At 65.4% G+C, this 19,183-nt stretch carries 15 protein-coding genes; 7 read left to right on the top strand and 8 right to left on the bottom strand.

Annotation, left to right across the window (positions count from 1 at the left end; genetic code table 11):
• Positions 1-268: 268 nt before the first annotated feature.
• Together XI09_RS39030 and XI09_RS39025 are read right to left on the bottom strand one after the other, a co-directional pair.
• On the bottom strand, positions 269-3,715 hold the full coding sequence (locus XI09_RS39030; RefSeq protein ID WP_271571652.1) for a tetratricopeptide repeat protein: 3,447 nt from the start codon (positions 3,713-3,715) through the stop codon (positions 269-271).
• 342 nt (positions 3,716-4,057) lie between these two features.
• Positions 4,058-4,648, bottom strand: coding sequence for a PadR family transcriptional regulator (locus tag XI09_RS39025; RefSeq protein WP_271571651.1), 591 nt, complete (start codon positions 4,646-4,648; stop codon positions 4,058-4,060).
• A 202-nt stretch (positions 4,649-4,850) separates the two neighbouring features.
• Between XI09_RS39025 and XI09_RS39020 the strand changes: the two genes are divergently transcribed.
• The 4 genes from XI09_RS39020 (at position 4,851) to XI09_RS39005 (ending at position 10,697) form a co-directional block, all read left to right on the top strand.
• A complete protein-coding gene (locus tag XI09_RS39020) occupies positions 4,851-5,273 on the top strand; it encodes a nuclear transport factor 2 family protein (protein ID WP_271571650.1) in 423 nt (140 codons plus the stop codon).
• A complete protein-coding gene (locus XI09_RS39015) occupies positions 5,260-7,050 on the top strand; it encodes an acyl-CoA dehydrogenase C-terminal domain-containing protein (protein WP_271571649.1) in 1,791 nt (596 codons plus the stop codon). Before XI09_RS39020 ends, XI09_RS39015 begins: the two co-directional genes overlap by 14 nt.
• Positions 7,051-7,120: 70 nt before the next feature.
• On the top strand, positions 7,121-8,329 hold the full coding sequence (locus XI09_RS39010; RefSeq protein WP_271571648.1) for an acetyl-CoA C-acetyltransferase: 1,209 nt from the start codon (positions 7,121-7,123) through the stop codon (positions 8,327-8,329).
• A 154-nt stretch (positions 8,330-8,483) separates the two neighbouring features.
• Positions 8,484-10,697: an FAD-dependent oxidoreductase gene (locus XI09_RS39005; RefSeq protein ID WP_271571647.1), complete on the top strand. Its 2,214-nt coding sequence runs from the start codon at positions 8,484-8,486 to the stop codon at positions 10,695-10,697.
• A gap of 451 nt (positions 10,698-11,148) precedes the next feature.
• Here XI09_RS39005 and XI09_RS39000 read toward each other — a convergent pair whose 3' ends face one another.
• The gene (locus XI09_RS39000) at positions 11,149-11,457 is read right to left on the bottom strand and encodes a hypothetical protein (protein ID WP_271571646.1); all 309 of its coding nucleotides are present in this window, start codon (positions 11,455-11,457) and stop codon (positions 11,149-11,151) included.
• Positions 11,458-11,684: 227 nt separating this feature from the next.
• Positions 11,685-12,299 carry a glutathione transferase GstA gene (gstA, locus tag XI09_RS38995; protein WP_271571645.1) on the bottom strand — a complete coding sequence of 205 codons (615 nt, stop codon included), beginning with the start codon at positions 12,297-12,299 and terminating at the stop codon, positions 11,685-11,687.
• Positions 12,300-12,425: 126 nt separating this feature from the next.
• Between gstA and XI09_RS38990 the strand changes: the two genes are divergently transcribed.
• From XI09_RS38990 to XI09_RS38980, 3 genes are all read left to right on the top strand, one after another.
• The gene (locus tag XI09_RS38990; RefSeq protein ID WP_271571644.1) at positions 12,426-12,923 is read left to right on the top strand and encodes a MarR family winged helix-turn-helix transcriptional regulator; all 498 of its coding nucleotides are present in this window, start codon (positions 12,426-12,428) and stop codon (positions 12,921-12,923) included.
• Positions 12,924-13,020: 97 nt separating this feature from the next.
• Positions 13,021-14,391, top strand: coding sequence for a glutamate--cysteine ligase (locus XI09_RS38985; RefSeq protein WP_271571643.1), 1,371 nt, complete (start codon positions 13,021-13,023; stop codon positions 14,389-14,391).
• Positions 14,392-14,526: 135 nt separating this feature from the next.
• Positions 14,527-15,099, top strand: a complete 573-nt coding sequence (locus XI09_RS38980; RefSeq protein ID WP_271571642.1) for a PAN domain-containing protein — start codon at positions 14,527-14,529, stop codon at positions 15,097-15,099.
• A gap of 124 nt (positions 15,100-15,223) precedes the next feature.
• Here XI09_RS38980 and XI09_RS38975 read toward each other — a convergent pair whose 3' ends face one another.
• The 4 genes from XI09_RS38975 to XI09_RS38960 form a co-directional block, all read right to left on the bottom strand.
• Positions 15,224-15,790, bottom strand: coding sequence for a nucleotidyltransferase family protein (locus XI09_RS38975; protein ID WP_271571641.1), 567 nt, complete (start codon positions 15,788-15,790; stop codon positions 15,224-15,226).
• A 22-nt stretch (positions 15,791-15,812) separates the two neighbouring features.
• Positions 15,813-16,592, bottom strand: coding sequence for a signal peptidase I (gene lepB / locus XI09_RS38970; protein ID WP_271571640.1), 780 nt, complete (start codon positions 16,590-16,592; stop codon positions 15,813-15,815).
• Positions 16,589-18,016: a metalloprotease TldD gene (gene tldD / locus XI09_RS38965; RefSeq protein WP_271571639.1), complete on the bottom strand. Its 1,428-nt coding sequence runs from the start codon at positions 18,014-18,016 to the stop codon at positions 16,589-16,591. Before tldD ends, lepB begins: the two co-directional genes overlap by 4 nt.
• Positions 18,017-18,234: 218 nt before the next feature.
• Positions 18,235-18,768, bottom strand: a complete 534-nt coding sequence (locus tag XI09_RS38960; RefSeq protein ID WP_442869653.1) for an invasion associated locus B family protein — start codon at positions 18,766-18,768, stop codon at positions 18,235-18,237.
• Positions 18,769-19,183: the final 415 nt, after the last annotated feature.

Raw genomic sequence — 19,183 nt, 5'->3', positions numbered from 1 at the left:
GCTCGCGGAAAGATCGGAACGATTGCCGCGTCCCTCAATAGCCGAATTCGCCGGCGGAGGGATCAGGAATCTTGGGCGCGGCGAATGGGCTAAGAGGGATCAGATCACTGCTTCGCTGCGAGCGGAGGATTCCGTCACCTTCTCCGCCGTCATGCCCCGGCTTGACCGGGGCATCCAGTACGCCGCAGCTTCTCCGCATCCAACCGGCGTCTCTGGAATACTGGGTCGCCCGGTCAAGCCGGGCGACGACAAGAGCGTACTAAACCGCTCAATGCGCCGCGGACGCTGAGCGCTTGGTCGCGACCGGCTTCGGCGCGGGCTTGGCGTTCGCCTGCGGCGCGCTGTCCCAGCCGCCGTTCGGGGCTGGGACGTTGACGGCATCGTCGGGCTGCGGTTCTGCGCTGAAGGTCTGGATCGCGAGCTTGGCGGCGGCGAGCGATTGCGGATCGAGGCGCTTGGCGACATCGTCGCGCTTGCCCGCCGCGTCCGCATCGCCCTGGGCGGCCGCGAGGCTGAACCATTTGTAGGATTCGGCGAGGTTCTGCTCGACGCCGATGCCGCGGGCATAGAGGATGCCGAGATTGAACTGGCTGTCGGCGACGCCGCGGTCGGCCGCTTTCCGGAACCACTGCGCCGCGCTCTTGTAATTGGCACCGCGTCCGCCGCCGTCGGCGTCGAGCACCGCGAGATTGTGCATCGCCTTGGCGTTGCCGCGCTCGGCGGCCTGCGTGTAGTAGCGGCGGGCGATGTCGGCGTCCTTCTTCACCCCGAGGCCCTTCTCGTAGAGCGTGCCGAGGCGGAAGGTTGCGGGCACCACGCCGGCCTGCGCCGCGCGGTCATACCATTTCGCAGCTTCGTCGTAGTTTGCAGCGACGCCCTTGCCTTCGGCAAAGCGCACGCCGATCTCGTAGGCGGCGGTCGCATCGCCCTTCATCGCGGCGGTGCGCAAGGCTGGGCCGCCGATACCGTCAGGCAGTTTCTCGCTCGGCGGCACCTGAACGAGGCCGAGCCGCGCGCGGCTGGCGCCTGAGAGCGCGCCGGTGACGTCGCTGGCGGCAGGCGGCACGGGAGCAGGAGCGGGCGGGATTTCGACCGAGGCCGAGCTGCCGGAATTGGGCGTGGGCGCCGGCGCGGCATTGTTCTGGGATTGCCGTCCGATCGGCGTCGGCGAGGTCATCGAAGGCGTGACTTGCTCGGGCGTGGCGGGCTTGGTCTCGACCGGGGGCGGCGGGGCCTGCGGCGCGGGCTGGCTGGACGTATTCTCCATCGCCTGCGGCGCCGGCGGCGCACTGCCACCATCGAGCAGGTTCATCGCCATCTTGAAGGTGCCGAGCACGATCACGACCACGCTCGCGCCGACCAACAGCGAGCGGATCTTCGAGGTGATGGTCGAACCGCCGTCCTTGCCCTTGTCCTTTCGATCGGCCCCTGCCTTGGCGGCGCGGCCGGTCTTTTCCGGTTGCGCGGCGGCGGCCTGGGCAGCGCGGCGCGCGGCCGCGATGAAGCTCGACGACGACACCGGCTCCTTCGGCGCGGCGGGAATTCCGCTGATCGCGCTTTCGGAAGCGGCAATGCGCTCCGACGGCGTGGCGACGCGCCCACCCGGCCGTGTGCCCGGCTCGAGCGGATGGTCCGGCGGCAATTCCGGCGCGAGCGCGCCGCGCGTGGGCGCGGTATGTGGCTCCAGGATTTCGCTGATCGCGCGCGGCGGCAAGGGTGGTGCGGCTTGCGGCGCCGTCGGTGCCATCGGAACCGGCGGCGGAGCGGCAGGTGCCGCGGCGGCGTGGAATTCGCGCGGCGCGGCCACGAAGGCAGCCTGCGCCGGTTGTTGCATGGCGGCCGGATTCGGCAGCTCAGGCTTCGGATCGTATTTCGGCTGCTGTTGCTGTGGCCGAGATTCGCGCGCCATCGGCGCGGGCTCCATGGGCGCAGCCATCGGCATCGGCATCGGCTGCGGTGCAGGGGCCGGCGGCGCGGTGCGCACCGCGCGCAGATCGCCCTCGATCATCGAGAGGCGATCGACGACGTGGCCGAGCGCGCTGTGGACGGCTTCGAGCGAGTCCTGGGTGCTGCGGTTGGTCTCGGCCTGGCTGAAGCGGATGTCGGAGAGCTCGCGCTTGACGAGATCGACCATGCCGGAATCGGGGGCCGGCGCCGAATTGCGGCTCTCGGCGAGCGCGGAATAGGTCGCCTGCTGCCGCTCCAGATGGCGCAGGATGTCGTGCAGCCCGTCCTCGACGCGGCTCAGATTGCCGTTGCGCGGATCGGAGGCGGCTTCGATCCGTTCCAGCAGATAGGAGACGCGCTGTTCGAGATGCGCAAAGGTCGAGGCCGAATCGTTGCCGACCTGCATGCGGTCGAAACGATCCGACAGCGCGCGGATCGCGGCTTCCAAATGTTCGGTGCTCTCGGCAGGCTGAGGCCGCTCGCGCGTCTCCAGCGCGGCGGTGAGTGCCGCGATGCGCTGCTCGAGCACGGCAAAGCTGTCGCCGGGGCCGGAGGAGCGGGTGATCTGGTCGACCTTGGACGACAACAGCTGCACGTCCTCGGACAGCCGTGCCAGCGCTTCGTTGGAGGCGACGTTGGAGACGATGCCGCGCAGCGCCGAGATCGCGCCTTCGAGCTGGCGCACCGTGGACGGATCGTCATTGGCGCGCAGGATCAGATCGAGCTTGGCGCCGAGATTGCGGATCGCCTCGTCATAGCCGGTGAGCTGCTCGGCCGGCGTCAGCGTGCGCAGCACCTGCTTGATGTCGGACAGCGCGTGCTCGATGCCTGACAGGACCTGGCCGTCGGTGCCGGACGAGCGGGTCTCGTCGATGCGACGGTGCAGCGAACGGATTTCGTTTTCGATCGACTCGATCGCGCGGCGCGGCATCGCCTCGGTGATGGCGTGGCGGATCTCCGCAAGCTCGCTGCGAAAAGCGTTGATCGCCTGCTCGGTATTGTCGGGGCGCTGGAGCGACTCGATCTGGCTCGTGATCTTGAGCAGATGGCGCTCGAGCGACGAGAAATCCGGCCCCGGCTGCGGTGGCGGCGGAGCGTAGGCAGGCGCGGGCGGCGCCATCGGCGCGATGGGATGCGCGTAAGGGGCGGCTGTTGGCGCAATTGACGGCGCGGCGCGCGGCGGCATCTGCCTGGGCGTAAAGCCGTCGAGCTCGCTCTGCCGCGCCGTGATCTCGGCGACGGCGACGTCGAACGAGGCGGGGCTCAGAGGCGGCGAGCTGCGATAGAGCTGCGCGGCCGCGCGTTCGACCGCATCGGCCTGGCGCTGGCGCGTCTCGGCGGGTGCGGGCCGCGGCGCCTGAGGCGCCTGCGGTTGAAGCTGCTGCGGCTTTGAGATTTGCGACAGCCGCGCGTCGAGCCGCGAGATCGCATCGTTGAGCTGGCGTGCGACGCCCTGCTCGCGCGAGACCTCTTGGCGTGAAGAGTCCTGGCGCGGGGTGGGCTTTGAAATCCGTTCGATCTGCTGGGTGATCGCGTCGAGCCGCTGGTGGATGTCGGCGACTTCGCGGCTCTCCGGACTCGGTACGTGGTTCGGCATGTGTTGCGGACGCTGCTCGTAAGGTCCGCGAAAGTTCGGCGGGGCAGTCTCGCCGAGCGTGGAGTTCAGCCAATCGTTGAGTGACATGCCGGCTCTGCGCGCAGCAGCTTCGGCCCGCTCCCGGACGGAGGGATCGATGCCGTCAACACTCCACGATACGCGCGAATTCATGACTCTGTCCGGTTCCGACTCCGGCGCCCCACCCGGCACCTCCAGCCTCCCCACGCGTGCCGGTTGTAAAGACAATCGGATTTGGCGCGGGTCGTCTGCCTCGAAAACCGACTTTTTCCTGTTACGGTAAATAACGGGTTAAGGAACGCGTTGCCGATGTCTTAAAGTTGGGCGAGGGAACCGGGGGACGTTCGCAATGAAGCTCGTCATGCCCGGGCTTGTCCCGGGCATCCGCGTTCTTTGGGCCGCGCAAGAGGCCGTGGATGGCCGGGACATAGGCGAGCGGAAGCGACGCCGTCCTTCGGACGGCTATGCCCGGCCATGACGATGCGGAGAAAGTCCTCAGCCCTTCCCCTCGCGCTTGCCGTCTTCCAGCGACACCACCGTGCCCTTGCCGCTCATCGTCGACAGCGCCGCGAGTGCTTCTTCGCAAAAATCGGCCACCATCTGCTCGTGGCGGGCGCCAAGGCGAAGCAGGAGCAGGTTGCCGAGATCGAGCCGGCCCTCCGCCGTGCCGTCCGGAAAACGCTTCTTCAGAATCCGCTCATAGTTGGCGTGCCGGTCACGGTGGTGCTCCAGCCGGGCCATCAGATCGGTGCGCATGGGCTCGATGTCGATGCTGTCGAGCGCATGCAGCCGCACCAGGAGGTCGTCCTTGATCGAGGGCGGTGTGCTCGGCCGCGCGGCCCAGTGCCGCAGCGCTGTTCGGCCCTCGGGAGTCAGCGTATAAATCAGCTTGTTGGGTTTGCCGGATTGCACGACTTCGCGGCCCTGGATGTAGCCGCGGTCGCGCAGCTTGGAGAGCTCGCGATAGATCTGCTGGTGGTCGGCCTTCCAGAAGAAGCCAATCGAGGAATCGAACGTCTTGGCGAGCTCGTAACCCGTCATCGGACGTTCCGTCAGGCATGCGAGGATTGCGTCGCCCAGTGCCATGACCGGCCTCCTTCGTCTTCGATCTTGACCAACCAGCTTGACTTTATGCGCATCTGCGCATATGCGTCAATGTGCATATGGGACGGCTTCGGAGCGGGCCACAAGACCCGCCCCGAAGATCCAGCAAAATCAACCTCTTCGCTACTGTGCATGGGGTTGGTTTCGCGTTTTTTTGCCCAGGCCTATAGGGAGGCACCTGAGAATGACCGGCCTCGACTCCTGGTACGGCTACATGAAGTCCCATGACCTCAAAGCGCTCTGGGAGCTGCTCCATCCCGATGCGGTCTTCGAAAGCCCTGTGGTGCATTCCCCCCAGCGCGGCCGCGACATCACCTTCAAATATCTGTCGAGCGCCGAGAAGGTCCTCGGCGGTCCCGGCTTCACCTATGTCGGCGAGTGGCGAAGCGAGAGCGGCGCCGTGCTCGAATTCAAGAATGTCATCGACGGCATCGAGATCAACGGCGTCGACATCATCAGCTTCGATCCCGAGGGACGCATCACGCATTTCAAGGTGATGGTGCGTCCGCTCAAGGCCATCAACATGCTGCACCGCCTGATGGCGGAGCAGCTTGCCTATCCCACCACTTCAACGCCCATGCCGGGAGACCACCATGCCGATCTATAAAGCCCCCGTCGAAGACGTGAACTTCCTGCTCAACGACGTCTTCCAGATCGATCGTTACGACAATCTGCCCGGCTTCTCCGATGCGTCCAGCGACGTGCGCGAGGCGATCCTGGGCGAAGCCGCCAAGCTCGCCGAAGAGGTGCTCCAGCCGCTCAACCGCGTCGGCGATCTCGAAGGCTGCAAGCGCGCCGACGACGGCAGCGTCACCACGCCGAAGGGTTTCAAGGACGCCTTCAAGCAGGTCGCTGAAGGCGGCTGGCTTGGCCTGTCGGCTCCGACCGAGTTCGGCGGGCAGGGCCTGCCGGTGACGCTCTCCCAGGCGGTCAACGAATTCCAGATCTCCGCCAACATGGCGTTCTCGATGTATGGCGGCCTCACCATGGGTGCGACCGCAGCCCTGATCGTGCACGGCAGCCCCGAGCAGAAGAAGACCTATGTGCCGAAGATGGTGGCGGGCGAATGGACCGGCACCATGAACCTGACCGAGCCGCATTGCGGCACCGATCTCGGCATGCTCCGCACCAAGGCGGTGCGGCAAGCCGACGGCAGCTTCAAGATCACGGGCACCAAGATCTTCATCTCCGCTGGTGAGCACGATCTTGCGGACAACATCATCCACCTCGTGCTCGCCCGCATCGAGGGCGCACCGGCCGGCATCAAGGGCGTGTCGCTGTTCGTGGTGCCGAAATTCCTGGTGAATGCCGACGGTTCGGTTGGCGCACGCAACGGCGTGGTCTGCGGCTCGATCGAGCACAAGATGGGCATCCACGGCAATTCCACCTGCGTGATGAACTACGACAGCGCCACCGGCTGGCTGATAGGCGAAGAGAACAAGGGCATGCAGGGCATGTTCGTGATGATGAACGAGGCCCGCCTCGGCGTCGCCGTGCAGGGTCTCGCACAGTCCGAGGTCGCCTATCAGAACGCGGTCGCCTATGTCCGCGAGCGCATCCAGGGCCGTTCCCTGACCGGCACCAAGGCGCCGGACAAGCCGGCCGATCCGATCATCGTGCATCCCGACGTGCGCCGCACGCTGCTCTCGATCCGCGCCTTCAACGAAGCCGCGCGCGCCTTCGTGATCTGGACCGCGCTGAAGAGCGACGTCGCCCACCGCTCGGAGGATCCCAAGGACCGCCAGGCCGCCGACGACCACATGGGCCTGATGACGCCGGTGCTGAAAGGCTTCCTCACCGATTACGGCTTCGCCAATGCGGTGCAGGCGCAGCAGATGTATGGCGGCCACGGCTACATCGCCGAGCAGGGCATGGAGCAGTTCGTGCGCGATGCCCGCATCGCCATGATCTATGAAGGCGCCAACGGCATCCAGGCGCTCGACCTGGTCGGCCGCAAGCTGCCGCGCGACGGCGGCCGCGCCATCATGGCCTTCTTCGGCGAGGTCATGGCCTTCGCCAAGGAGAACGGCGGCGACGAGGCGCTAAAGCCCTTCATCACTCCGCTCTCGGCTTCGCTCGGCCATCTTCAGCAGGCCACCACCTGGCTGATGCAGAACGCGATGATGAAGCCGGACAATGCGGGTGCGGCCGCAACCGATTACCTGCATCTCTTCGGCTTCGTCGCGCTCGGCTACATGTGGGCGAAGATGGCCAAGGTGACGAATGCCAAGATTGCCGAGAGCGGGGCGACGCCCTATCTCTCGACCAAGCTCGTCACCGGCCGCTTCTTCATGGAGCGGATGTTGCCGGAGACCGCGGCCAATCTCGCGCGCATCCAGTCGGGCTGCGCGACCATCATGGAACTGCCGGCAGAAGCGTTCTGAGCGTTTTCGCTTCACCCATAATCCCGGCCGCGTCGCGGTCGTAACCAATAGCTGCAATCAGGAGGCTCCCATGGCAGATGCCTATATCTACGACCACGTCCGAACCCCGCGCGGTCGCGGCAAGGCGGACGGCGCACTGCACGAAGTCACCGCGCTCGCGCTCGCCTCGGTGCCGTTGAAGGCGCTCAAGGACCGCAACAACCTGCCGGAAAATTCCGTCGACGACGTCGTGCTCGGCGTGGTCGATCCCGTCGGCGAGGCGGGCTCCGACATCGCGCGTTTCGCCGCGCTGAAGGCGGGTCTCGGCGAGGCCGTCCCCGGCGTGCAGATCAGCCGCTTCTGCGCCTCCGGCCTCGATGCCGTGAACTTTGCCGCTGCCCAGGTGATGAGCGGCCAGCATGAGCTCGTCATCGGCGGCGGTGCCGAATCGATGAGCCGCGTCGGCATCGGCGCCTCCGGCGGCGCCTGGCCGATGGATCCGTCGATGGCGGTGCCCGCCTATTTCATGCCGCAGGGCGTCTCGGCCGATCTGATCGCGACGAAGTATGGCTTCTCGCGCGATGACGTCGACGCTTACGCTGTGCAGAGCCAGCAGCGTGCCGGCAAGGCCTGGGACGAGGGCCGCTTCAACAAGTCGGTCGTGCCGGTGAAGGACATCAACGGCCTCACCATCCTCGCCAAGGACGAGCACATGCGTCCCTCGACGACGATGCAGTCGCTGGCGCAGCTCCAGCCGTCGTTCACGACGATGGCGCAGATGGGCGGCTTCGACGGCGTCGCGCTGCAGTCGCATCCGGAGATCGAGCGCGTCAATTACGTGCACCACGCCGGCAACTCCTCGGGCATCGTCGACGGCGCCGGCGCCGTGCTGCTCGGCAGCAAGGAGGCGGGCAGCAAATACGGCCTGAAGCCGCGCGCAAAAATCCGTGCATTCGCGAACATCGGCTCTGAGCCCGCGATGATGCTGACCGGTCCGGTTGACGTCACCGAAAAGCTGTTCGCGCGCTCCGGCATGAAGAAGTCGGACATCGACCTGTTCGAGCTCAACGAGGCCTTCGCCTCCGTCGTGCTGCGCTACATTCAGGCGTTCGACATCGACAATGCCAAGATCAACGTCAACGGCGGCGCCATTGCGCTCGGCCATCCGCTCGGGGCGACCGGCGCGATGATCCTCGGCACCGTGCTCGACGAGCTCGAGCGCACCAACAAGTCCACCGCCCTGGTGACGCTGTGCATCGGCGGCGGCATGGGCACCGCCACCATCATCGAGCGGGTGTAACGAGCTGCCGTAGGGTGGGCAAAGCGAAGCGTGCCCACCACTGCTGCCTCCGCGAATAATGGTGGGCACGGCGCAAGGACGCCTTTGCCCACCCTACGAGATCACAATCAACCGCCGCGCCTGGGATCGGCTGCGGCACCGAGGAGCAACCAACATGGCTTACAAGAATTTCAAGGTTGAGACCGACGCCGACGGCATCGCGCTCGTCACCTGGGACATCCCGGGCCGTTCGATGAACGTGCTCGACGAGACCTCGACCAATGAGCTCGACGCGATCGTCAAGGCGACCACGGCTGACGCCGCGGTGAAGGGCGTCGTCATCACCTCCGCCAAGGAGGCGTTCTGCGCCGGCGCCGACCTGTCCATGCTCGAGGGCATGAACCAGGCCTACGCAAAAGTCTTCAAGGAGCAGGGCGAGACCGCGGCGAACCAGATGCTGTTCGACCAGAGCCGGCGCTTCTCGCAGGTGCTGCGCTCGATCGAAACCTCCGGCAAGCCGTGGGCGGCCGCGATCAACGGCCTCGCGCTCGGCGGCGGCTTCGAAATCACGCTGTGCTGTCACTACCGTGTGGCGGCGGAGAATCCCAAGACGCGCCTCGGCCTGCCCGAGGTCAAGGTGGGCCTGTTCCCCGGCGCCGGCGGCACCCAGCGCGTGCCGCGCCTGGTGCCGCCGCAGGACGCGATGACCATTCTGCTCAAGGGCGATCCGGTCACGGTCGACAAGGCCAAGGCACTGAATCTGATCCACGCCATCGTTCCGGCCGCTGATCTCGTCAAGGCCGCGAAAGACTGGATCAAGGGCGGCGGCAAGGCCGTCGCGCCCTGGGACGAGAAGGGCTTCAAGCTGCCCGGCGGTCCGGTGTTCTCCAAGGCCGGCATGATGATGTTCCCGGCCGGCAACGCGATCTATCGCCGCGAGACCTACGACAACTATCCGGCCGCGCGCGCGATCATGAGCTGCGTCTATGAAGGCCTCCAGTTGCCGATCGATGCCGCGCTGCGCGTGGAGTCGCGCTACTTCACCTCGGTGCTGCGCTCCAAGGAAGCGGCCGCGATGATCCGCAGCCTGTTCCTGTCGATGCAGGAGCTCAACAAGGGCGCGCGTCGTCCGAAGGACGTGCCCGCAACCAAGGTGAAGAAGATCGCCGTGATCGGCGCCGGCTTCATGGGCGCGAGCGTCGGCTACGTCTCGGCGCGTGCCGGCCTCGACGTCGTCCTGATCGACCGCGACCAGGAGAGCGCCGACAAGGGCAAGGCGCATGCGCAGAAGGTGATCGAGGAGCAGATCAAGAAGGGCCGCGCCAAGCCCACGGATGCCGAAGCGCTGCTCGCGCGCATCACGCCGACCGCGGACTACGCCGCGCTGAAGGACGTCGACCTCGTCATCGAGGCCGTGTTCGAGGACCGCAAGGTCAAGGCGGAGACTTTTGCCAAGGCGCAGGAATATCTGAAGCCGGACGTGATCTTCGCGTCGAACACCTCGACGCTGCCGATCACCTCGCTTGCGGAAGCCTTCAAGGACCAGGGCAAGTTCGTCGGCATCCACTTCTTCTCGCCGGTCGAGAAGATGATGCTGGTCGAGATCATCCTCGGCAAGAACACCGGTGATGTCGCGCTCGCGACCGCGCTCGACTATGTCCGGCAGATCGGCAAGACGCCGATCGTGGTCAACGACAGCCGTGGCTTCTTCGCCAACCGCTGCGTCGGCCGCTACGTCGCCGAAGGCAACGAGATGTTCCTGGAAGGCGTGCCGCCGGCGATGATCGAGAACTGCGCCAAGATGGCCGGCATGCCGGTTGGTCCGCTTTCGCTGTCGGACGAAGTCGCGCTCGACCTCGGCCTCAAGATCATGAAGGCGACGGAAGCCGATCTCGGTCCCAACGCCATCAACCCCGATCAGAAGAAGCTGATGGTGGAGATGGTCGAGAAGCAGGGCCGACTCGGCCGCAAGAACAGCAAGGGCTTCTACGACTACCCCGAGAAGGGCAAGGGGCAGAAGAGCCTGTGGCCGGGCCTCTCGGCCTTGCAGCCGAAGCAGCTCGACCCCGACACGCTCGACGTCGAGGAGCTGAAGCAGCGCTTCCTGGTGGTGCAGGCGGTCGAAGCCGCGCGCACGGTGGAGGATCGTGTCATCACCGATCCGCGCGAAGCGGATGTCGGCTCGATCCTCGGCTTCGGCTTCGCGCCGTTCACCGGCGGCACGCTGTCCTACATCGACTTCATGGGCACGAAGAAGTTCGTCGAGCTCTGCCACAAGCTGGAAGCGAAATACGGCTCGCGCTTCACGCCGCCGAAGCTGCTCGAGGAGATGGCCGCGAAGGGCGAAACCTTCTACGGCCGCTTCGCGCCGAAGAAGGCGGCCGCCTGATCACCCAAAGGTCATTTGAGAAGAAAAGGCCGGATCATCGATCCGGCCTTTTTGTTTGGGGCGTCGTCATCACGGTTGCGTCAGGAGGTTCCCGATCTGTGGAACCGGTCACAGAATTCGCGTAGGAACCGTGCCAGAGTCCCGCTGCCCCGTGGTGTCGCGCAATTGTCATAGGCGCGCCAAAGCGGCGCCGTTCTTTTGCTCGGCCCTGGCACTAGTCTTGCTCCGGGTCAGGGTCATGAACCCGGTTGGGACGCTTGCCGATCCATCGGCAAGTTGAAGACGAAATAAGAAAGTGTCCTTGATGAACTCTTTGGTGCTGCGGAAGACCGCGCTTGGCCGCGATCTCACCGCCAAATACGCTGTTGCTCCCGCGAATGGCCGTCTGTCGCCGCAACAGAAGCCGGCGCGCCTGCGCCGCAAGGGCCCGGTGCTTTGGGCAGCCCTGGCGTTACTTGTGCTGGCGGCGGATTTTCTGCTCGGGTGTCTCGCCTGGCTCGCCGTCGATTTCGTCGTGGGATGAGACGTTGCGCGCGTGCAGCACATAGGCTGCCGCGAGATAGGCGAGCTGGCAGACGGCAAGACAGATGGCAATGACGATCACGCCCGCCATCATCCCGAACTCGTAAGCGCGCAGAATTATCGCCGAGAAAACTGCGATGAGTGGCGAGATCACGACCAGCGCCCAGATCTTGTAGACGTAACCTGTCGCTATTCCCACCAGCGCACTTGCGACGATCAGGACGAAGGCAATCGTCAAATTCAGCTCCGATGAGAGTCCAAATAATCCTCAACAATTCCGCCAAGCTCGCCCGCTTTGCGGGTGCTGACAAGACAGCACTACTTACATTTGGCGAACAGTAGTTCATAAGTCTAATTAAGGTACGATGATCCGGCGAAATGGGTTCGCCCCCGCGCCGCCGGGCAGCAAATAAAGAAAGGCCGGATCGTCGGTCCGGCCTTTCGCTTTTTGCGTCATGCGAGCGCCTACTTCGTCTGCGCAAGCCCTTCCTTCCTCAGCGCCTCCTGCACCTGCGGCCGCGCCGCGACGCGCGTCTTGTAGGCGGTGAGGTTGGGCATCGCCGAAAGGTCGAACTTCATCCGGTCGCCCCAGGTCAGCATCGTGAAGAGATAGCCGTCGGCAACCGTGAACTGCTTGCCCATCAGGTAGTCGCGGCCGGCGAGCTGGCTGTCGATGTATTTCAGCTTGCCCATGACGCGGTCCTTGAAGAAGGCCTTGGCCTCGTCGTTCAGCGCCGGCGCAAACAGCGGACCGAAGCTCTTGTGCACCTCCGAGGTGAGGAAGTTCAGCCATTCGAGCAGCTTGTAGCGCTCGGCGCTGCCGTGGGCCGGCGCCAGCGCCTTGGCAGAAGCCTGATCGGCGATCATCTGGACAATCACCGGCCCTTCGGTCACGATCTCACCGCTGTCGAGCCCCAGCGCAGGGACCTGCCCCTTGGGGTTCAGCTTCAGATAATCCTCACCGTTTTCGAGCTTCTTGGCCCGGATATCGACCTTGACCAGCTCGTAGGGCAGGCCGGCTTCCAGGAGCGCGATGTGGGGGGACAGGGAGCAGGCCCCGGGCGAGTAATAGAGTTTCATGGAATTTCCTCCTCTTGACGCTTGGTTGCGGCGAAGGAACGCCTACATGCAGGTGCATGTAATAGTCAAGATTGATGCAGGTGCATCGAGTGGGGTAAGAGACGGGCGACGAGTTTGAGTGGGACCATGAAACGCAAACCATCGACCGAGGCAACCGCCGCCTGGATCCGCCTGATGCGGGTGCAGAGCCGCGTGCTCGACTGCGTCGAGCAGGACCTGAAGAAAGCGGGGTTCCCGCCGCTGGCCTGGTATGACGCGCTGCTCGAGCTGTCCCGCGCGCCCTCCGGCGAGTTGCGGCCGGTTGAGCTCGAACGACAGATGCTGATCCCGCAATACTCCACCTCGCGCCTGATCGACCGCCTGGTCGATGAGGGACTCGCCTCGCGGCGCGAATGCAAGATCGACAAGCGCGGACAGTTCGTCGAGATCACGGAAGCCGGCCGCGACTTGCAGAAGCGGATGTGGAGTGCCTATTCCGCTGCGATCGAGAAATATGTCGGCTCGAAACTGTCCGATGCCGATGCCGTCAAGCTCAGCGGCCTGCTTGACCGGCTGGGCTGCTCGTGCGGCGAGATGAAGCTTCCGCCCGCCGCCAACGTCAACGAAAGCACGCCGCCGCGATGATCGCGCGGCAAATAGCACGTCTGCGCGCCCGGTGGGGTTCGCGGACCATCCCGTCACCCCGCGCATTCCGTCGAAGCGCTTTTGATTAGAGTTTGATATGGCGCGAGACCAGATCGATATGACGCCGTTGCAGTCGCGCGACGAGCTCGTTGCGTGGTTCGAGGAAGGCTGCAAGGACCCGTCCGAATTCCGCATGGGCACCGAGCACGAGAAGACGCCGTTCACGCTCGAAGGGCACCGCCCGGTGCCTTACGAAGGTGCGCGCGGCATCGGCGCGCTGCTCGAGGGCATGAAGCTCCTGCTCGGCTGGGAGCCGATCATGGAGAGGGGCAACATCATCGGCCTCTACGACGTCACCGGCGGCGGCGCGATCTCGCTCGAGCCGGGCGGGCAGTTCGAGCTTTCCGGCGCGCCGGTCGAGAACGTGCACCAGACCCAGAGCGAGCTGATGGCGCATCTGGCGCAGGTGCGCGAGATCGCAACGCCGCTCGGCATCGGCTTCCTCGGGCTCGGCATGACGCCGTCCTGGTCGCGCGCCGACGTCCCGGTGATGCCCAAGGGCCGCTACAAGATCATGACCAACTACATGCCGAAGGTCGGCCAGTACGGCCTCGACATGATGTACCGGACCTGCACGGTGCAGACCAATCTCGACTTCTCCTCCGAAGCCGACATGGTCAAGAAACTGCGCGTGTCGCTCGCGCTCCAGCCGGTCGCAACCGCCTTGTTCGCGAACTCGCCGTTCACCGAAGGCAAGCCGAACGGCTTCCTCTCCTTCCGCTCCGAGATCTGGCGCGACACGGACAATGCGCGCGCGGGCATGATGCCCTGGGCGTTCGAGGACGGCATGGGTTTTGAGCGCTATGTCGACTACGCGCTCGACGTGCCCATGTATTTCGTCAAGCGCGGCGAAGACTACATCGACGTCTCGGGCTCCTCGTTCCGCGCCTTCTTCGACGGCCGCAACAACAATCTCCCCGGCGAGCGGCCGACATTGTCGGACTGGGCCAACCATCTCTCGACGATCTTCCCGGAAGTGCGGCTGAAGCGCTATCTCGAGATGCGCGGCTCCGACGGCGGACCGTGGGGCCGCCTGCCGGCGCTGCCGGCGTTCTGGGTCGGGCTGCTCTATGACGATGTGTCGCTCGATGCCGCCTGGGACATGGTGAAGCACTGGAGCGCGCATGAGCGCCAGGCCCTGCGCGACGACGTGCCGCGCTTCGGCTTCAAGGCGCGGATCAAGGACCGCTATCTGTTCGAGATCGCCAAGGAATGCCTCGTTCTGGCACGTTCCGGCCTGCGCCGGCGCGGCCGGATCGACCAGCTCGGCCGCGACGAGACGCGGCATCTGGAGCCGCTCGACCGCATTATCGATTCCGGCCGCACGCCGGCCGAGGAAATGCTGGAGAAGTTCAACGGCCCCTGGAAGGGCTCCGTGGAACCGGCCTACGCGGAATACGCGTTCTAGCTGCGCGGAGTACGCGCTCTAGACCGACAGGCCGACGACCAGGACTTGAGCCGTTCATCGCCCATACAGGTTTGCGGCGATCAAATGACCGGCTGAAAAAACCTGAGCGTCGTCAATAACTCGAAAGCTGTTCCGATGGGGAAGGGCCGCCTGTCCGTCATGGCAAGGGTCTCGGCAAGCGTCGTGGCATGCGCCACGCTGCTTTCGCTCGTGGTTGCGAGCTGGCCTGCGCGCGCCCAGACGGCATTCGACCGGCCCGGCGGCGACTATTTCAGCACGCCGGTCACATCAGGCGACCCCGAGGATTGCGCGCTGCTGTGCGAGCGTGATCGCCGTTGCCGCTCCTGGAGCTTCTCCTATCCCGACGTCGACGGCGCCGCAGCGGTGTGCTGGCTCAAGAACACGGTGCCGGCGCGCGTGCCGGGCAGTTGCTGCATCTCCGGCGTCCGCGGTGCCGGCGTGATCGAGCCGCGCGTCGAAGGCGTGGAGACCTCGATCGACCGTCCCGGTGGCGATTTGCGCAATTTCGAGCTCAAGGACGGTGAAGGCGAGGAGGCCTGCAAGGCCGCTTGCACCGCCGACAACAAGTGCCGCGCCTTCACCTATGCCCGCCCCGGCTACACCGGCCGCGAGGCGCGCTGCTTCCTGAAAAAGGAAATCAAGCCGCCGCGCCGCAAGGCGGGGTTCACGTCGGGCGTGGTGCGGTAGGATTTAGCTATCGTCGTACACATGGTCGTCATGCCCGGACTTGTCCCGGGCATCCACGTCGTTCCTCAATCGCGGCTGCGCGTGGATGGCCGGGTCAAGCCCGGCCATGACGTGGAGAGACATCTCACTCCGCCGCAATTACCGTGAGCTCCGGCCACAGCGCCTTCCATCGCGCTGCCTTCGCCGCGTAACTCGTCGCTGAAAAATTCGGGCCTGGATTCGGCCGTGCGATCAGCCCTGCGACATCGTCGAAGCCATGTGGTGCGTAGACCTCGTAGCCGTCGCCTGCGCGCCTGACCCCGACTTGCGTGTTCTGCGTGAGGAAGCGGTCGATGCCGTCCGTCGAGCACGTCAGGGGTGGATAGGGCAGGCCGTGCTTGCCCGGATACCACAGATGCACGCGCGCCTGGTTGCGCGTCTCGACCTTGGCGCCGAGATGACCGAGCCGCGCATGCACGTCCCGGATCATCGCATCCTCCGCCTCCCATGAGGTCTCGGCATCGAAATAGAACACGTCGTAATCGGCAATGCCGTGATCGAGCGGGCGGCCGGTGAGCGCGTTCCACGCCGTCTGCACCAGGCATCCCGACACCAGCCATGCGTCGGGCAACGCAAGCCTGGCGAGTTCGTCGATGATCGTAACGTTGACCGGATTTCTCAGCGCGAGCGCAAGGAATTCATCACGGTTCATCGTGAGGTGTGGGGACTTCCGCTCAATGCACCGCGGTGAAGAACCGCGCCAGGCGGAAACCGGACAGCCAGGTCCACACCGGCTGGCCGCGCATGCCGAGATCCCAGGAGCCGAGCACGGCATCCGCACGTCCGACCAGATTGTCGATCGGCAGCATGCCGACGCCGCCGGAGCGCAGCGGCACGCGGCTGTCGGCGGAGTTGTCGCGGTTATCGCCGAGCACGAAGAGATGCCCACGCGGCACCGTCACCTCAGGCGTGTTGTCGAGCGGGCCATTGTCGCGCATCTTGAAGATCAGGTGCGAGACGCCGTTCGGCAGCGTCTCGACGTAGCGGTAGGCGGGCTCGCTGCCGCCATTGTCGTCCTCGGCGGCGCCGACGCCGTCGGGCTTGAGCTCGGCGGGCCGGTCGTTGATGAAGAGCTGGCCCTGCCGTATCTGGATGCGGTCGCCGGGCAGACCCACGACACGCTTGACCCAGGCCTGCGAGCGATCGCCGGGCCAGCGGAACACGACGACGTCGCCCTGCTTCGGCGTCTCCGCGAACACGCGGCCGCTCTCGGGCAGGTTGATCTGGATCGGCAGCGACGAGGTGCCGTAGCCATAGGGGAATTTCGAGGCGAGCAGGGCGTCGCCGATCAGCAGCGTCGGCTCCATCGAGCCCGACGGCACGTAGAACGGCTCGGCGAGCGCGCCCTTGGCGATGAACACCGCGACGACGATGCCGGCGAGTTGCACCAGTTGCCCGCCCCAGCCGCTGCTCTTCCGCTTGGTGGCGGTCGCAGTCACCTTCTCAACACTCATGCGCCCGTTCCACCCACCGTAATGCGTTCCATCAGAAGCGACGGCTGGCCGACGCCAACCGGCACGCCCTGGCCGTTCTTGCCGCAGGTGCCGATGCCGGTATCGAGCGCGAGATCGTTGCCGATCATGCGGATGCGATGCAGGTCGGTCGGCCCGTTGCCGATCAGCATGGCGCCCTTCAGCGGGGCGCCGATCTTGCCGTTCTCGATCTTGTAGGCCTCGGTGCACTGGAACACGTATTTGCCCGAGGTGATGTCGACCTGGCCGCCGCCGAAATTCGCGGCGAAGACGCCGTTCTTCACCGACGCCAGGATCTCGGCCGGATCGCGATCACCCGCGAGCATGTAAGTGTTGGTCATGCGCGGCATCGGCACATGGGCATAGCCCTGGCGGCGGCCGTTGCCGGTCGGCTTCATGTTCATCAGGCGCGCGTTCTGACGGTCCTGCATGTAGCCGACCAGGATGCCGTCCTCGATCAGCACGGTGCGGTTGGTCGGCGTGCCCTCGTCGTCGATCGACAGCGAGCCGCGGCGCGAGGCAATGGTGCCGTCGTCGACCACAGTGACGCCCTTGGCCGCGACCTGCTGGCCCATCAGCCCGGCGAACGCCGAGGTCTTCTTGCGATTGAAGTCGCCTTCGAGGCCGTGGCCGACCGCTTCATGCAGCATCACGCCGGGCCAGCCGGCGCCGAGCACGACGTCCATCTCGCCGGCAGGGGCGGGAACGGACTCCAGATTGACCAGCGCCTCGCGCAGCGCGCCGTCGGCGGCGTCGCGCCAGTTCTTGCTCTCGATGAATTCGGCATAGCCGGCGCGGCCGCCATAGCCCTTGCTGCCGCTCTCCTGGCGGTCGCCCTGGCCGGCGACGACGGAGATGTTGACGCGCACCAGCGGGCGGATGTCGCGATAGCTCTCGCCGTCGGGCCGCAGGATCTCGACGACCTGCCAGGTCGCGCCCAGGCTGACGCTGACCTGCCGCACCCGCGGATCCTTGTCGCGCAGATAGGCGTCGATCTCGGCGAGCAGCTTGACCTTGGTCTCGAAGCCCGGCGCGTCCAGCGGATTGTCGTCGCCATAGAGCCGCACATTGGTGTGCGGAGGTGGCGCCGCGAAGCTGCCCGAATAGCCGCCACGCACGGCGGCAACCGCATCAGCGGCGCGAATCAGCGCCGGCAGCGAGACGTCGGAGGAGTGGGCATAGCCGACGGCGTCGTCCTTGACCGCGCGCAGGCCAAAACCCTGCGAGGTGTCGTAGGTTGCCTGCTTCAGCCGCCCATTGTCGAACATCAGCGCTTCGGTCTGGCTGTACTCCAGGAACAGCTCGCCGTCGTCGGCGCCGACAAGCCCGCGCGCGACCTCGTGGCGAACCTGGTCGCGGTCGAGATTGGCGCGGTCGAGCAGGGAGCTTGTGGCGGGATTGGTCATGTGTCCGTCCATTATCTGGAGATGTGGGGCAAGATAATGGTTTCGGAGCGGTTCCGCGAGAGGGCCAGGCGTCACATTACGGAAACGATAGGTACGCCAAGGATGTTGTCGAACACGTTGGCCGCGAGCAGCAATCCATCACCGTGACCCTGAGGTGGCCGCTTCCTCAGCGGCCCTGGAAGGGCGACGGGAATGACGACAGGTTGTTCGAGAAAGCCCTACGGCAGCTTGTCATAACCCTCGCCGAGCCCGTTCAGGCTGAGCGGGAAGCCGATGCCTTCTTCCGGCGTCTCGAAGATGATGAAGGTGGCGGTCTTGGCGGTGCGGAGCTGGCCGAGCAGCTTGTCGTCCATGACGACCTCGGCGACGCAGCCATTGGGCAGGCAGCGCACGAAGCCGGCGCGGCCGACGTCCTGGTTGTCGAGCTTCAGCCCGAGGCCGGAGGGCAGCAGCACGCCGAGGGGCGCGACCACGCGCATCAGGCGGCTCTTCTGGTCGGCGGTCTTGAGCACGATCACGGTCAGGCCGGCATTGGAGCGGTCTTCGGCCACCACGCTCTGGATCAGGGCGCATTGCTCGGTCTGGGCACCCGGCGGGGTGTCGCAGCGGATCTGCCAGTCGCCATGGACGGAGCGCACCGCGCCCTGCGCATGGGCGAGGCTGGGTAAAGCAAGGAGAAGGGCGGCGGCCAGAAGGCCGATCAGCGCGCTGAGGCTGTTATCCGGCCTTGCCATGCATCTCGAATGCCCCATCGGGGTCGGTCCCTCTGCTCGCTTGGGTCGCTTGCGCGGGTGGACTGATACGGAAATGACGGCGTCTTGAAGGCAATTCCCAAGCAAATTCCGCGCCGCCGAGGCCGCCGTCGCCGCCACGAATCAGGTTCCTGTGCGGCCGTTCGCCAGTGCCTACAACGGGCAATTCCGCTGTCAAGCCACAGCATCCCGGGAAACGGTATTTTTGTCTGATGTTACTAGGAAATATCTTGCGGGTGATCGCTGGCAGATGGGGCTCAAGACTGCATTGCGATAGATCAAGAATTATGGTTTGAGAAGCTTGATTTCGGCGTTCTAGCGATCTGGCCCCAATTCCTCTTAGAGGTATTCTTGAGTGGCGGTTTGTCAGACGGACGGATCGAATAAGCGTTTCCCGAAAATAGGGGAACGCACT

Origin of the sequence: Bradyrhizobium sp. CCBAU 11386 (assembly GCF_028128955.1) — a bacterium.
GTDB lineage: Bacteria > Pseudomonadota > Alphaproteobacteria > Rhizobiales > Xanthobacteraceae > Bradyrhizobium.
This window is presented reverse-complemented; position numbering and strand designations above follow the sequence as displayed.